At 64.1% G+C, this 14,537-nt stretch carries 13 protein-coding genes; 9 read left to right on the top strand and 4 right to left on the bottom strand.

The window, feature by feature from the left end:
- Window position 1 precedes the first annotated feature (1 nt).
- From glgC to BKY27_RS05620, 4 genes are all read right to left on the bottom strand, one after another.
- Complete coding sequence (glgC, locus tag BKY27_RS05635) at window positions 2-1,261, bottom strand: glucose-1-phosphate adenylyltransferase (RefSeq protein ID WP_071673479.1); 1,260 nt, start codon at window positions 1,259-1,261, stop codon at window positions 2-4.
- 35 nt (window positions 1,262-1,296) lie between these two features.
- The gene (gene glgB, locus BKY27_RS05630) at window positions 1,297-3,498 is read right to left on the bottom strand and encodes a 1,4-alpha-glucan branching protein GlgB (RefSeq protein ID WP_071673478.1); all 2,202 of its coding nucleotides are present in this window, start codon (window positions 3,496-3,498) and stop codon (window positions 1,297-1,299) included.
- Window positions 3,499-3,517: 19 nt separating this feature from the next.
- On the bottom strand, window positions 3,518-5,935 hold the full coding sequence (locus BKY27_RS05625; protein ID WP_071673477.1) for a glycogen/starch/alpha-glucan phosphorylase: 2,418 nt from the start codon (window positions 5,933-5,935) through the stop codon (window positions 3,518-3,520).
- A 209-nt stretch (window positions 5,936-6,144) separates the two neighbouring features.
- A complete protein-coding gene (locus BKY27_RS05620; protein WP_146636190.1) occupies window positions 6,145-7,323 on the bottom strand; it encodes a cytochrome c3 family protein in 1,179 nt (392 codons plus the stop codon).
- Between the two features lie 164 nt (window positions 7,324-7,487).
- Here BKY27_RS05620 and BKY27_RS05615 point away from each other — a divergent pair, with 164 nt between their 5' ends.
- From BKY27_RS05615 to BKY27_RS05580, 9 genes are read left to right on the top strand one after another with little or no spacing between them, the layout of a single operon-like run.
- Window positions 7,488-8,702 (top strand): Na(+)-translocating NADH-quinone reductase subunit A, encoded by a 1,215-nt coding sequence (locus BKY27_RS05615; RefSeq protein WP_233491782.1) that lies wholly within the window; start codon window positions 7,488-7,490, stop codon window positions 8,700-8,702.
- On the top strand, window positions 8,699-9,481 hold the full coding sequence (locus BKY27_RS05610) for an RnfABCDGE type electron transport complex subunit D (RefSeq protein ID WP_071673476.1): 783 nt from the start codon (window positions 8,699-8,701) through the stop codon (window positions 9,479-9,481). The genes BKY27_RS05615 and BKY27_RS05610 overlap by 4 nt, the downstream gene beginning before the upstream one ends.
- Entirely contained in the window at window positions 9,468-10,262 is a 795-nt protein-coding gene (locus BKY27_RS05605) for an FMN-binding protein (RefSeq protein ID WP_071673475.1), read from the top strand. The genes BKY27_RS05610 and BKY27_RS05605 overlap by 14 nt, the downstream gene beginning before the upstream one ends.
- A gap of 3 nt (window positions 10,263-10,265) precedes the next feature.
- Window positions 10,266-10,931 carry an NADH:ubiquinone reductase (Na(+)-transporting) subunit D gene (locus BKY27_RS05600; RefSeq protein WP_071673474.1) on the top strand — a complete coding sequence of 222 codons (666 nt, stop codon included), beginning with the start codon at window positions 10,266-10,268 and terminating at the stop codon, window positions 10,929-10,931.
- Window positions 10,928-11,539, top strand: a complete 612-nt coding sequence (gene nqrE, locus BKY27_RS05595; RefSeq protein ID WP_071673473.1) for an NADH:ubiquinone reductase (Na(+)-transporting) subunit E — start codon at window positions 10,928-10,930, stop codon at window positions 11,537-11,539. Before BKY27_RS05600 ends, nqrE begins: the two co-directional genes overlap by 4 nt.
- Complete coding sequence (gene nqrF, locus BKY27_RS05590; RefSeq protein WP_071673472.1) at window positions 11,536-12,759, top strand: NADH:ubiquinone reductase (Na(+)-transporting) subunit F; 1,224 nt, start codon at window positions 11,536-11,538, stop codon at window positions 12,757-12,759. Before nqrE ends, nqrF begins: the two co-directional genes overlap by 4 nt.
- A 3-nt stretch (window positions 12,760-12,762) precedes the next feature.
- Window positions 12,763-13,740 (top strand): FAD:protein FMN transferase, encoded by a 978-nt coding sequence (locus BKY27_RS05585; RefSeq protein WP_084667869.1) that lies wholly within the window; start codon window positions 12,763-12,765, stop codon window positions 13,738-13,740.
- Window positions 13,737-13,913: a hypothetical protein gene (locus tag BKY27_RS20110; protein WP_158514964.1), complete on the top strand. Its 177-nt coding sequence runs from the start codon at window positions 13,737-13,739 to the stop codon at window positions 13,911-13,913. Before BKY27_RS05585 ends, BKY27_RS20110 begins: the two co-directional genes overlap by 4 nt.
- Window positions 13,910-14,302 carry a CBS domain-containing protein gene (locus tag BKY27_RS05580; RefSeq protein ID WP_071673471.1) on the top strand — a complete coding sequence of 131 codons (393 nt, stop codon included), beginning with the start codon at window positions 13,910-13,912 and terminating at the stop codon, window positions 14,300-14,302. Before BKY27_RS20110 ends, BKY27_RS05580 begins: the two co-directional genes overlap by 4 nt.
- Window positions 14,303-14,537 lie beyond the last annotated feature (235 nt).

The raw sequence follows: 14,537 nt of genomic DNA, 5'->3' as shown, positions 1-14,537 counted from the left end.
GTCAGGGCTCCAATCTATCCATCATTTCCTGGGTGATCAGGCAAATCCCGTTCTCGGTACGCCGGAACCGTTTGCCATCGAGGGCGGGGTCTTCGCCCACCACCATGCCATCCGGTATCTTGACACCCCGGTCGATCACCACATTCGTCAGCCGAGCGCTACGCCCGATCTCGACATAGGGCAAGGCGACGACCCCTTCGAGTTGCGAGAAGGAATGCGTGCGCACCCCGGTGAACATCAGACATCGTTCCAGTTGCGAGCCGGAAATGATGCAGCCCCCCGACACCATCGACGACACCGCCAGCCCACGCCGACCCTCTTCGTTGTGAATGAATTTCGCGGGCGCGGTCAGCTCCTGATAGGTCCAGATCGGCCATTCGGTGTCATAGATGTCGAGCGCCGGGGTGAAATCGGTCAGGTCGATATTGGCCCGCCAGAAGGCATCCACCGTGCCCACATCACGCCAATAGGGTTCGGTTTCCAGGCCCGTCATCACACAAGAGCGGCTGAAGGGATGCGCCACTGCCGTGCCCTTGGCCACCAGCGCGGGGATGATGTCCTTGCCGAAATCATGGCTGGACGCAGCGTCCGCGGCGTCTTCCTTGAGGATACGGAACAGGAATTCGGTCTCGAAAACATAGATACCCATGCTGGCCAGCGCCATGTCGGGCCGCCCCGCCATCGCGGGTGGGTTCGCGGGCTTTTCGACAAACGCGGTGATCTTGTCGCTTGCATCCGCCGCCATCACCCCAAAGCCCTTGGCGTCTTCCAGCGGCACCTCGATACAGCCCACCGTCACCTCGGCGCCGCTGTCGACATGCTGCTTGATCATCAGCGAATAGTCTTGCTTGTAGATGTGATCGCCCGCGAGGATAACGATATATTTGGGGGCGTAGCTTTCGATGATGTCGATGTTCTGCGTCACCGCGTCGGCGGTGCCCTTGTACCAGTTTTCTTCGTCCAGGCGTTGCGACGCGGGCAGGATATCGAGCGACTCGTTGCGTTCGGGGCGGAAGAAGCTCCAGCCGCGTTGAAGATGGCGGATCAGGCTGTGCGCCTTGTACTGGGTGGCCACGCAGATGCGGCGAATGCCCGAGTTCATCGAGTTGGACAGGGCGAAGTCGATGATCCGGCTCTTGCCACCGAAATAGACCGCTGGCTTGGCCCGCCTGTCCGTCAGTTCCATCAGGCGACTGCCCCGCCCGCCCGCCAAGACAAAGGCCATGGATTGCTGCGCAAGACGCTGAGATTCGTTATCCATACTTCGGTCCTCCCACTAGATATCGACCGGTGAAACTACCCTCTCTCCAACGCGAAGATCAGGGTTGAGAGCGGTGGCAAGGTCAGGCTCAGCGACTGCGCCCGTCCGGACGCTGCGACATCGTCTGACGTCACCGCGCCCAGGTTGCCACGGCCACCTCCGCCATAGCACCTTGCGTCCGTATTGATCCGTTCCAGCCACCGGCCCGGTTCCGGCACGCCGATGCGACGAGCCGAGCGTTCGACCGGTGTGAAATTGCAGACCACCAGAACCGGCGGTTCGTCGTCCCTGCCCCGCCGGACCCATGCCAGCACGGATTCCTCGTCTGCACCGTCCTCGATCCATTCGAAGCCCTCTGGCTTGCTGTCGAAATGGTAGAGCGCGGGCGTCGCGGCATACAGGCGGTTGAGATCTCGGATCAGGGTCTGCACCCCCTTGTGCGCTGGCCGGTCCAGCAGATGCCAATCGACGCTGTTGTCGTGGTTCCATTCGGTGCCCTGCGCAAACTCGCCCCCCATGAAGAGCAGCTTCTTGCCCGGATGGCCCCACATGAACCCGAAATAGGCGCGCAGGTTGGCGAATTTCTCGTCCTCCGGCCCCGGCATCTTGGCCAGAAGCGAGCCCTTGCCATGCACCACTTCGTCATGGCTGAGCGGCAGAACGAAATTCTCGGAAAAGGCGTAGTGCAGCCCGAAGGTCATCTTGGAGTGGTGATATTTCCGATAGATCGGGTCTTCTTGCATGTAGGACAGGGTGTCGTTCATCCAGCCCATGTTCCACTTGAACCCAAACCCGAGCCCGCGTGCATCCACAGGCGCGCTGACGCCCGGAAAGGCCGTGGATTCCTCGGCCACCGTCATGATCCCCGGCACCTCGCCATAGACGGCGACGTTCATGTCTTGCAGGAAGGAAATCGCTTCGAGATTTTCACGCCCGCCATGGATGTTGGGCACCCACTCGCCGTCTTTGCGGGAATAGTCGCGGTACAGCATCGAGGCCACTGCATCGACGCGCAGCCCGTCGACGTGATGTTCTTGGAACCAGTAAAGCGCATTGGCGATCAGGAAGTTGCGCACCTCGGCCCGGCCATAGTTGTAGACCAGGGTGCGCCAATCGGGATGCCACCCCTCCTTGGGGTCCGCGTGCTCGTATAGGGCGGTGCCGTCGAACCGGCCAAGCCCGTGCGCATCTTCGGGGAAGTGGCCCGGCACCCAGTCAAGGATCAGCCCCAGTCCGGCGGCATGGCAGGCTTCGACAAAGGCGCGGAATTCTTCTGCCGTGCCGTGGCGAATCGTCGGCGCATAGAGGCCGACCGGCTGGTAGCCCCACGACCCGTCGAACGGGTATTCCGACACCGGCAGCAGTTCGATATGGGTAAAACCCATCTCCTTGGCATAGGCCACCAGTTCGCGCGCCAGCTCATCATAGGATAACGGACGATTGCCCTCGTCCGCGACCCGCCGCCACGATCCCAGATGCACCTCGTAGATCGAGATCGGACTGTCGATCGCCTGATGCGCGGCGCGACCCTGCATCCAGTCGGCATCGCCCCACCGATGGTGGCCCAGATCACGCACGATCGACGCGGTATGTGGCGGATGCTCGGCCCCGAAACCGAGCGGGTCGGCCTTTTGCGGCAACAGCTTGCCATCGGCGGCCAGCAGTTCGTATTTGTAGGCCGTGCCCGCACTGAGGCCCGGCACGAAGATCTCCCAGACACCGGTCTGCCCGCGCAACCGCATCGGTGTGCGCCGCCCGTCCCATGCGTTGAATTCGCCAACGACCGATACCCGCTTGGCATTGGGGGCCCAGACCGCGAAATGCACGCCTTCGGCCCCCTCATGGGACATCACATGGGCACCCAGCACGGTCCAGAGCCGGTGGTGCGCGCCTTCGCCGATCAGGTGTTCGTCCAGATCGCCCAGAACCGGGCCGAACCGATAGGGATCGTCGGCGATCCATGTCACCCCGTTGCGGGACAGGCGCAGTCGATAGGCGAACCGGTTCCTGCGGCGGGCGGCCACGCCGGAAAAGACGCCGGGGGCATTTTCGACCGGGGCCAATGACAGGATCACACGGTCGGTTTTCGGGTCGATGACGTCAATGCCGTCGGCGTCTGGATGAAAGGCAGTGAGAGTCAGGGCGCCATCACGGTCATGCAGCCCGAGAACCGAAAACGGGTCTCCATGCGTGCCCGCTGCAATGGCCTTTTGGTCTTCGGTGCCCGTTTTCGTCACAGCATCTTCCCTTGTTCCTTCAGCCCTCCGACCGGCCGATAAGCGGCTTGGCCCCCCAAATGTCCCGCGCGTAGCCCGCAATCGTGCGATCCGACGAGAACCAGCCGACCCGCGCGGTGTTCAGCACCGTCAACTCGGTCCAGCGTGCGGTGTCGCGGTAGACCTGATCCACCTCGCGTTGGGCACGATAGTAGTCATCGAAATCGCAGGTCACGAGGAAATAGTCGTCGTCGTGGAGACGCTGCACCAGACCTGCGAAGCGGCTTGGCTCACCCGGCGAGAACATCCCGCCAGCGATCTGGTCGAGCACCCGCGACAGGCGCGGGCTGGCGGCGATGGCAGCGCGGGCAAAGCCCGGCTCGGCCCGGCGCGCAACCACTTCGGCAGCGGTCAGGCCAAAGAGAAAGAAGTTTTCCGCGCCAACGCAGTCCCGGATTTCCACGTTGGCCCCGTCGAGGGTGCCGATAGTGGCCGCCCCGTTGAGGGCGAATTTCATGTTGCCTGTGCCGGACGCTTCCTTGCCCGCCGTCGAAATCTGTTCCGACAGATCGGAGGCCGGGATAAGAAGTTCGGCCATGCTGACGTTGTAATTCTCGGGGAATACGACCTGAAGCAGATCCCGCGTTTGCGGATCGGCATTGAGGACTCTGGCCACGTTGTTGATCAGGTGGATGATCTCTTTGGCGACGACATAGCCCGGCGCCGCCTTGCCACCGAAAATCTTGACCCGCGGCGTCCAGTCGCCCGACGGGTTTTCCCGGACCTCGTTCCAGAGCGCGACCGTTTCCAGAATGTTCATCAATTGGCGTTTGTATTCGTGGATGCGCTTGATCTGCACATCGAACATGGCCGCCGGGTTGATCGTCACGCCGTCGCGCGAAGCCAGCCAATTGGCCAGCCCAACCTTGTTTTCGGCCTTCGCCGCCTGGAACCGATCCTGAAAACCGGCATCGCCTGCAAACGGCACAAGGCCCTGCAACTTGTCCAGATCGGCTGGCCAGTCGGTACCGATGGTGTCGTCGATCAACCGGCGCAGGGGCGGGTTGCAGGAATACAGCCAGCGGCGCGGCGTGATGCCATTGGTTTCGTTGATGATCCGGTCGGGATAGTCGCGGTTGAGGTCGGCGAACACGGTTTGTTTCACAAGGTCAGAATGCAGCGCCGAAACGCCGTTCACCTTGTGGCCCATGATGAAGGCCAGTTCGCCCATCTTGACGCTACCATGTTCGATGATGCGCACGGGGCTGGCGGTCTTGGCCAGATGATCGGCTTCGATCGCCTCGATGATCTGCAAGTGGCGCGGCAGCACTTTTTCGAACAGTCCGATATCCCACCGTTCCAGCGCCTCGGGCAGCAGCGTGTGATTGGTATAGGCAAGGCAGTTCCGTGCAATGCTGATCGCCTTGTCCATCGTCAGCCCGTGCCCATCCACCAACAGCCGCACCAATTCAGGCCCCGCAATGGCCGGATGCGTGTCGTTGAGCTGGATCGCGACGTGATCGCTCAGGCTCTCGATCGCGTAGCCTTCTGACAGGAACCGCCGCAGCAAGTCCTGGATCGAGGCCGCGGTAAAGAAATACTCCTGCTTGAGGCGCAGTTCCTTGCCAGTCTCGGTGGTGTCGTCGGGATACAGCACGCGCGAGATGGTTCGCGCCAAGGCCTCGGGTCGGCTTGCACCGATGTAGTCGCCCCGGTTGAAGCTGGTGAGGTCGAACACCTTGGTCGGCTTTGCCGCCCACAAGCGCAGGGTGTTGGCCCATTTCGCCTGCCAACCGACGACCGGCGTATCGTAGGCCGATGCGATGACAGTCTCTGCGCTGGCCCATTCGACACCAGCCTCCGTCTCGTGCAGGGTGCCGCCGAACCCGATGGTGTAGGTGACTTCCGGGCGCTCGAATTCCCAAGCGTAGCGCTGGTTGAGCCAGGTTTCGGCCACTTCGACCTGACGGCCGTCTTCGAAATGCTGTTCGAACAGGCCGTGTTCATAGCGGATGCCATAGCCGAAGGCCGGGATTCCAAGGGTCGCAAGACTGTCCATGAAACAGGCCGCAAGCCGCCCCAGACCGCCATTCCCGAGCGCGGCGTCCGGCTCGTCTGCCACGACGCGACCATAGTCCTGCCCCAGCATCTTCATGGCCTGCGCGGCGGTGTCGTCAAGGCCGAGATTGACGGCCACATCTTCTATCAGGCGACCGATCAGGAATTCCATCGACAGGTAGTAAACGCGCTTGCCCTTGGCCGCGTATGTGGCGCGGGTGGATGCGAACCACGGGTCGACCACCAGATCGCGCAGCGACAAGGACAGGGCCATCCGCCAGTGGTAGGTCGTGGCATGGGCCGCGTCGATCCCCTGCGAGGTCTTGAGATGCCGCAAGATGGCGTCGCGCAACCGTTCTGCCGTGATGGCGCCGCCGGGGGTGCCGCCCTGATCGTACATGCCGTCTTTCCCGTCCTGTTCCCGTTTCGGCCGCGTCTGGCCGCGCGCCCTATGAAACAAGGGGCCTTGCCCCAAGTCGTAAGCACTTCGCCAGAGGATTGGAAGAGCAAAAGCCCGCCCGGCGGGCTAGCGCTCGGGCGGGACAGGGCGGTTGGGGGCACGGCAAAGGCGGCGCCAATCGTTGCGGATCGCAACGGCTGCCGGGGCCCTTACCGCAGGATGTTCAGGCTTCCCATGTCGATCCCCAGCGGGCCGGACAGGTCTTCGATCGAGTCGTAGAGCAATTCCAGCGCGTAATAGGGATTGTGGGCAAACGCCCCCGGATCGGCTGTCACCAGCTTCCAGTTATAGGCCGCGATCAACATTCGCGGCGTCCAGCTGGAATAGGCCACCGGCTGGCCGTCCCGGTCATCGACAATGCCGTCACCATTGGCATCCGCGAAGAAATACGGGTAGCGGTTGCCATCGTAGATGATCGGCACCCCGGCAATCCGGGCGCCATAGGCCTCGACCGTGTCGAGCAGAAGCGCCGCGTTGGCCTGAATATCGGACCGAATGCCGACCGAGAGATCCCCGCTGCCGTCATAGCTTTGCCGGGCAATCCTAATCTCCTCGATGCTGTTGGCCTGATGGCAGGTCTGGCAGGGTTCGAAATCCACCTCCAGCGTGTGGGGTTCGTGGCACGACACACAGGACGAGATCGGGCGCGCGTGGAAGAACCGGTTGGAATATTCACGCCCTGCGTATTGATACCCCGCCCCGCCATAGCCGCCGAGCCATGTGGCGGCGGCCGTGGCGTAGTGCGGATTGATGAACCGCAGATCGCCGTTCGGCAGATCCTCGTCCATTCCGGCGACGGCCTCGGACACGGTCGACCCTGCCGACCGCCCTTGGTGGCAGGTCATGCACGCGGCCTCGACCCCTGTGACGGGGTGCGCAACCCCGCTGGGGAAGACGACCTCTGTCACGTTGGCAAGACCAGCGTTGTGGCATGTTCCGCAATCCACCACGCCACCGACATTCACCGGGGTCTCCGGCAAGCCCGGCGCGCTGCCGTCCAGCCCGTGGAAAGACCGGAACCCCTCGCCCGAGTGACACACGGCGCAGGCGGGGCGGATTTCCTCTTCTTCGTCCCAATGGCGGAACGCTTCAGAGGCCGCATCGGCATGGGCCGATCGGTACCAGTCCGAGATCGCTTGATTGTTTTCGATCTCGATCCGTTCGGGATGAAATGGCCCGGCTTCAGGCAGCACGAAGGGCACAACCGCATCGTCCCCCGCGACCGGAGTCGCGTCGCCTTGGGTATAGGCGGGCTGACTGACCGCGCCCAATAGCAGCAGGGCGGCAATCGCCACTGGAAGAAAGAAGAAAAACGACGTTCTGTTCATGGTCAAATACCTCGGTCCAAGAAAGTGTCGGCCCCTATGAAAGACACACACCTGTGTTACAGTTTCATGCAAAACGCCGGAATGACCAAGATCAAGGCTGGGGGACAATGATGCCATGCCTCGCAATTGGCGCAGGGCTTTCGCCGCGGATTCAGTCACCTTGCGTGACCGGGCCGGATGGGCAGGAGCACATCACCGAAGAGGCCGGGATCACGGCCCCGGCGGGCGCCGCGTTGCGTGTAGAGATGCTGGTCGGTGAAGGGGAGGGCGTGGCCCATGGCCAGCCCGTCGCGCGATGCCGCGATCATCCCGAGGTCTGTTTTACCGCGCCAATGGCAGCGACGGTGGCCAGCATCCGGCTGCATCCGGGGCGGAAACTTTCGGAAGTCGTGCTCTTTCGGGACAGCGGCGGCGACAGCCACCACCACCCGACCCAAGCCGAAACACCCGCAGCCCTGCGCAGGCTTATGCAAGGCGCCGGACTTTGGCAATCGCTGCGCAGACGCCCTTTCGGCGGAATGCCTGCCCCGTCGGAAACCCCGTCCGCCCTGGTCGTCATGGCGGCGGACACCAGACCGCATGCCCCCGATCCCCGCCGCGCACTCAAGGGCCACGAAGAGGCGTTTTCGCGCGGGCTGGCCGCTCTGGCCACGCTGACCGAGGGGCCGGTGATCCTTTGTCAATCCCGGGGCGATGCCCTTTTCGACAAAGGGCTGGCCGGGGGCCGTATAACGACGGTTGGAACGGGTCCGCGCCATCCGCAGGGATTGGCGGGCTTTCACATTCACGCCCACACCCCGGCCGCCCTGGACTGCCCGGTCTGGGACATTCATGCCGAGGATGTGGCCGCGCTTGGCGACCTTCTGGCCACCGGTCATGTCGCCGCGACGCGGCTTGTGCGGGTGGCTGGCGCCGCTTTGCGCGAAAGCCGCGTGTATCGCACACAGCCGGGCGCGGATCTGCGCGGGCTCAGCCAATCCTTGATGCTACCCGGCCCGCATATCCTGTTGTCGGGTTCGGCCCTTGACGGGCGTCAGGCACATTGGCTGGGCGCGAATGACCGCCAGGTGACGGCACTGCCACGCGAGGCCGCCCCCGGCAAACGCCACTGGTTCCTGACAGCACTGACGCGCTCGGCCCTGCCCAAGCCGGTTATTCCCACCTCTGCCCTGACGCAGGCTTTCGGTGCCGCCCTGCCCGCCGTCGCCCTCGTGCGGGCCTTGGCGAGCGGCGATGACGAAACCGCGATGAAGCTGGGCGTTCTGTCTTTGCTGGAAGAAGATGTCGCCCTGGCCGATTACGTTCTGGGCGGCGAGGCCGATCTGGCAAGGCTGTTGCGGGCCGCGCTCGACCGGATTGCGGCGGAGTTCGCGTCATGACCAAGGGACTTTGGGATCGGGAAACCGTGGCAACGATGCTGATGGCCGCCTACGCGCCATTGGCGATCGTCTGGCTCTGGTTCGACGGGGTGGACGGGGCCGCGCGTCTGGTGCTGGCCCTTGTCATCTCGGGCGGCTGGCATCTGGTGTTCATGCTGGCCCGCGCGCAGCCGCCATCGCTGGCCGGGGCGATCAGCGCCCTTGCCGTGGCGATGTTGGCCCCCGAGGAGCTTGGCCTGATCCGGCTGACCCTCGGGATCAGCTTTGGCGCGGTCATGGGCGAGTTGATCTTTGGCGGCTGGGGCCGAAATGTCGTGAATCCCGCCACGGTGACGCTGTCCTTCCTCGGCTTCGGCTTTCCCGCCTTTGGCTGGCCCGAGTTCGTGCAACCCGTCATATGGGCGGTCCTTCCCGCCGCGGCCATCGGCGTGGCGACCGGTGTGATGCCCGCCGCCGTGATCGCGGGGGCCGCCGTGGTCACGGGCCTTGCCGCTGCGGCCGGACTGCCACTCGTCCCCGTCCTGCCCGCTGCTGGCATTGTTCTGGTCTTGCTGGTTTGCGACCCTGTGACAAGCGCGGCGACAGCGCTTGGCCGGTGGCTGAACGGGGCGTTCTTTGGCGGGCTGGTGTGCCTCTTTGCCTATGGGTGGGACGGCGCCGCACCGCTGCAAATGGCCGTGGCCGCGGCGCTGCTGTCCTCGCTTGCCGCCCCTTTGTTTGACGAGGCCGCTATCGAAATGTGGCACTTACGCCGGAGAAGACGCCTTGGCAGATCATGAACGCAATCCCCTGCGCCGGTTCCTCGCGCTTCCCAACGAAAGCCGGACCAAGACCATTGTCGTGGCCTTTCTGGTCTCGGCAGCCTGTGCCTTGATGGTCAGTGGCGCGACCGTTCTGTTGCGCCCGATCCAGGCCGCCAATCGCGCGGCAGAGGAACAGGCCCGGATCGAAGCGCTGGTGCGCGGTGTGCCGGGCATGGGGGCTTTGCTGGAGGAAAGCGGCGGCACCCTTTCTACGGTCATCATCGACCTCGACACCGGGCGCGCGGCGACCGATGTGACGCCCGCCACGCTGGAAACCGCCCTCGCCGATCCCGCGAACTGGACGGCGCTCAGCCCCGGCGACGACATCGCGTCGATCGGCCAGCGGCCGGACTATGTTCAGATCTACATGCTGCGGGATGGCGAGCGGATTTCGCTGGTTTTGCTGCCGCTCAGCGGACAGGGCTATAACGGGCGGATCGACGCAGTTCTGGCGATGCAGGGCGACATGAACACCATTGCGGGTCTCGCCGTGACCCGGCATTCCGAAACTCCGGGCCTTGGCGGGCGGATCGAAGAGCCCGCTTGGCTGGCAAGCTGGCCCGGCACGCTGACCCGCGACGAAGAGGGCAACGTCCGCTTCGCGGTGGCCCGCGGCACCGCGTCGAGCAACCACGAGGTCGATGGGATCACCGGGGCCACGCGCACCAGCAACGCCATCACCCGGATCGTCCGGTTCTGGCTGGGCGATCAAGGCTATGGGCCGCTGATCGACGCGATCCGGCGGCAGGAGTTCTGAACCATGGCCGCGCGCTTCGCCTTCTGGTCGACCCTGACCGACCCGCTGATCCGCCAGAACCCGGTGACGCTGCAAATCCTCGGGATTTGTTCGGCCCTTGCCGTCACCACCTCTTTGGCCACGGCATTGACCATGGCGGCCTCGCTGACGGTGGTGATCACCTTGGCCGCTGGCGTCATCAGCCTGATCCGGCGGCATATCCCGGACACGATCCGGCTGATCGTGCAGATCGTGATCGTCGCCTCGCTCGTGATCGTGATTGACCAGATCCTGCAAGCCTATTTCGCCGAAATCAGCCGCGCACTGTCGGTCTTTGTTGCGCTGATCACGACCAATTGCCTTGTCCTTGGGCGGACCGAAACCTTTGCCCGCCACAACGCCCCCGGACCTGCGATGGTGGATGCGTTCGGCAACGGGCTGGGTTATTCGCTTGTGCTGATCATCATCGGCAGCCTGCGAGAGCTGTTCGGCAAGGGAGAATTGTTTGGCCACAACGTCCTGCCACTGGCCGATAGTGGCGGCTGGTTCACGCCGCTGAGCCTGATGTTGCTGGCCCCTTCCGCGTTCTTCTTGCTTGGCGGTCTCGTATGGGTGGTCCGGTCGATCTATCCCGAACAGGCCGAAGCGCCGGAATTCGACGCGACTGAACGCCGGGGGGCCGCAGAATGACCGATCTCGGCGCGCTGTTTCTGTCCGCGAGCTTTGCGCAAAACATGCCGCTCAGCCTGTTTCTGGGCCTATGCACCTTTCTGGCCCTGTCAAAACGCCCCGAAAGCGCCATCGGCCTCGGCGTTGCCATCACCGGGGTGATGGGGGTGACGGTTCCCCTCAATCAACTGATTTATACCTACGTTCTGGCCCCCGGCGCGTGGGGCTGGGCCGGGATGCCCGACCTTGACCTGTCCTATCTTGCGCTTATCGCCTTTATTGGTGTGATCGCGGCCACCGTGCAATTGCTGGAAATGCTGCTCGACCGGTTCTTTCCCGCGATCTACGCGGCATTCGGGGTCTTCCTGCCCCTGCTGACCGTGCAATGCGCCATTCTTGCCGGCAGCCTGTTCATGGTCGAACGCCGCTACACCGTGGCCGAATCCGCCGTGTTCGGGGTCGGCAGCGGGGTCGGGTTTGCCGTGGCGGTGGTCATGCTGTCGGCGGTGCGCAAGCGGCTGGCCTATGCCGATCTGCCCGCCGGGCTGAGGGGGCTTGGCATCACGTTCATCCTTGCCGGGCTGATGTCGCTCGGCTTTTCCTCGTTCGCGCAGATGGCGGCCCAATGACCGAGATCCTTATCGCCAGCGCCATAATCGTGATCCTCGTCGTGGGGCTGTCGCTGGGGTTGCTGGCGGCCCGCCGCCGTCTGGTGCCGCAAGGGGCCATTGACGTCACCGTGAACGAGGCGACGCATCTGACCGCCGGGCGCGGCGCCAAGCTACTGTCGGTTTTGCACAATGGCGGCATTCGCATCCCGGCGGCCTGCGGCGGATCGGGCACCTGCGGCCTGTGCCGGGTGCATGTGACCGGCGCGGGAGCGGGCGAGCCACAGGCAACCGAGCGCGGCGTTCTGTCGGCAAAGGAACGGCGCGAACATGTGCGGCTGGCCTGCCAAACCAGCCTGCGGGGCGATTGCGCTGTCACCGTTCCCGACGACATCCTCAGCAGTGGCGGCGGGTTCCAATGCACCGTGGCCTCGACCCGGATGCTGGCCCCCCTGATCCGCGAGATCGTTCTGGACCTGCCCCCAGAGCAGCCGTTTTCCTTTCGCGCCGGTGGCTTCATGCAGCTGACCGCGCCGCCCTTTTCACTGGATTTCTCCACCTTCACGCTGCCCCCCGCCTTCCGCGACGCGTGGGCTATGGCTGGCTGGACCCGTTTGTCCGTCAATTCGGCCACCGCCGTGACGCGCGCCTATTCTCTGGCAAACCGGGCCGAGGACACGGCGCAAGCGGTCTTCAACATCCGTCTTGCCGTGCCGCCCGCCGGGCGCGAAACCGAGATCGCGCCGGGGATTGTCTCGTCATACCTGTTTTCCCTGAGCGAAGGCGATACGATCACCGCCTCGGGGCCGTTCGGGGATTTCCATGTGCAACCAACCGGGCGGGACATGATTTTTGTTGGGGGCGGGGTCGGCATGGCGCCCCTCAGGTCGATGATCCATGAACAGCTTGGCCACGGCACGACGCGGCAGATCCGCTATTTCTACGGCGCACGCACGGCCTCGGACCTGTTCTATACCGAAGAATTCGAGGCCCTTGCCGCCGGGCATCCCAATTTCTCTTGGTTCCCGGCCCTGTCGGACCCCGCCCCCGGTGATCGCTGGACCGGGCGCACCGGGTTCATCCACGAAACCCTGAGAAGCAGCATGCAGGGGCATCCGGCCCCGGAAGAGTGCGAATACTACCTTTGTGGCCCGCCGGTCATGATCTCGGCCGTGCTCTCGACGCTGGACCGGTTGGGCGTGGAGCCACGGTCCATTTTCCACGACGATTTCGGAGTTTGACCCATGGTGACCTCTCTCTCCTGCCTCGATAGACGCAGTGTTCTGGGGCTGACCGGCGCCGCCTTGGCCTGGCCCGTGATCGGTCGTGCCAGCCCTCTGGACACGATGACCGGGGCCGCCTTCGGAACCGGCTGGTCCCTGTCTGGACGATCCGACGCGCGGCTGGACCCGTTGCGCCCGGCCTTGGACCAGCTGTTTGCCGAGATCGACCGCCAGATGTCCCCGTGGCGCCCCGACAGCGCGATCAGCACTGTCAACGCCGCGGCGCCGGGCGTGCACAGGCTGCCCGACCAGATGGCCACGGTCACCAGAGCGGCCCTTGATCTGGCGGCCAGCAGCGACGGCGCATTCGACCCGACCGTCGGCCCGCTGGTGGCGCGGTGGGGCTTCGGTCCGATCACCGGCAGCGACACGTGCGACTGGCGGGATCTCACCGTGGATGGTGCTGACCTGACGACCTTCCACGCCGGGGTTACACTGGATTTGTGCGGGATCGCCAAGGGGTGGGCCCTTGACCGCGCGCTGGACATGGCCCGACAGGACGGGCACGATCAACTGCTGATGGATCTGGGAGGCGAGCTTCGTGCCATCGGGACGCACCCCGATGGCCGTCCATGGCAGGTGGCTGTCGAAGATCCGTTGGGCAGCATGACACCGCCCGCGATCCTGCAATTGGCTGACGGGATGGCGGTGGCAACCTCGGGCCTGAGAACGCAAAGCTACCGTCTTGGCGACAGAGACTACGGCCATATCATCGACCCCGCGACAGACAGCCCGGCCACCGGCCGATTGCGGTCGGTCAGCGTGATCGCCCCGGAGGCAATGATCGCCGACGGATGGGCCACGGCCCTCTTCGCGGCAGGCGAGATCCGGGGACCGGAGCTGGCCCGCCGCCACGGGATCGCCGCACTGTTTTTGGTGGAAGAGAACGAGGCCTTGCGACAGGTTCGGACCGGGACCATTGGCGAGGTGGTGCTGTGATCGAGTTTCTCTTCACAATCATCGTCTTTGCACTGGCCGCAGGCGGCATCGGCATCGGCCTCGCCCTCGGGCGCGGTCCGGCCAAGACCAGTTGCGGCGCGTCGGCCTGCCAATCCGGCCTGTCCTGCGCGGCCTGCCCCCATCGCAAGACGACCGGGGAGGCGAGTGAATGACCGAACTGACAATTAGCCCGATCACCCGGACCGAGATCGTCACCCTGACCCCGGACATGCCGATCCGGCGCGCCGTGTCACTGCTGGTGGACCATAACGAACCAGCCGCCCCCGTCATCACCGAGGATGGTCGGTTGACCGGCGTCCTGACCCAGAAAGACTGTTTTCGTCCGGCGCTACATGCAAGCTACTACCAAGATTGGTCAGGTCGCGTGGCCGAGCACATGACGTCGGACGTGGTGTGGATCTCGGCACAGTTGAACATCATACAGGCGGCGGAAATGTTCCTGTCCTCCCCGCACCGGGTCTTTCCAGTATTGGACGACACCACGTTGATCGGGCTCTTGCACCGCTCCGACGTCTTGGCCCTGCTGTCGCGAAACGGGTAGCCGGTTCGATCCGGCTCTGGCTGCGCACTGCCCTGCAATGGCAGGGTCTTGTGGTTTATCTTTCGCTTGCCGCCATCCGAAGTGCTTCCACGGCTGTATTGCCAACGCAGAAGGCCCCGCGCGAGTGGGGCGTAACGTGTTGATATGTCGGTAATTTTTTGGTTGCGGGGGTAGGATTTGAACCTACGACCTTCAGGTTATGAGCCTGACGAGCTACCGGGCTGCTCCACCCCGC

It is taken from the genome of Nioella nitratireducens (assembly GCF_001879715.1).
Lineage (GTDB): Bacteria > Pseudomonadota > Alphaproteobacteria > Rhodobacterales > Rhodobacteraceae > Nioella > Nioella nitratireducens.
This window is presented reverse-complemented; position numbering and strand designations above follow the sequence as displayed.